Here is a 419-nt window from a genome sequence, read left to right as displayed (position 1 = left end):
AGAATGACCAGTTCTGTACCCGTTTCATCCACGATCTTGAGTAATTCACTTTCTTGCTGTGCTTTTGTTTCTTTGGTCACAGGTAGATAGATGAAACGTAAGCCCTCACGTTCAGCAATAGGACGTAAATCCAAGTGATTTGAGACAACAGCGGTGATTTGAAAATCCAGCTCACCTTTGTGATGGCGGTACAGCAGATTGAGAAAGCAGTGATCAAATTTACTGACCATGATCATGACTTTCATCGGGTTACTGCAATCATAAAAAGTAGCCTGCATAGAATACTGTTGCTCTATTTCAGCAAAATTAGCTTTTAGGCTGTCAATATCTCCCAGACCATCATTAAAGCGAAACACAATTCGGGTGAAGAAATAGCCAGTGATCTCATCATCATATTGCGCCATTTCACTGATATAGCA

Annotated in this window: 1 pseudogene; it reads right to left on the bottom strand. The window is 40.6% G+C overall.

What is annotated here, in order from left to right:
- Positions 1-419: pseudogene (locus tag D9K81_RS18280) on the bottom strand (formyltetrahydrofolate deformylase); the annotation flags it as partial.

The sequence above is a fragment of the Acinetobacter chengduensis genome (assembly GCF_003664645.1).
Taxonomy (GTDB): domain Bacteria; phylum Pseudomonadota; class Gammaproteobacteria; order Pseudomonadales; family Moraxellaceae; genus Acinetobacter; species Acinetobacter chengduensis.
Note: the sequence above shows the minus strand (reverse complement) of the source record. Positions and strands in the feature narration are given on the sequence as shown.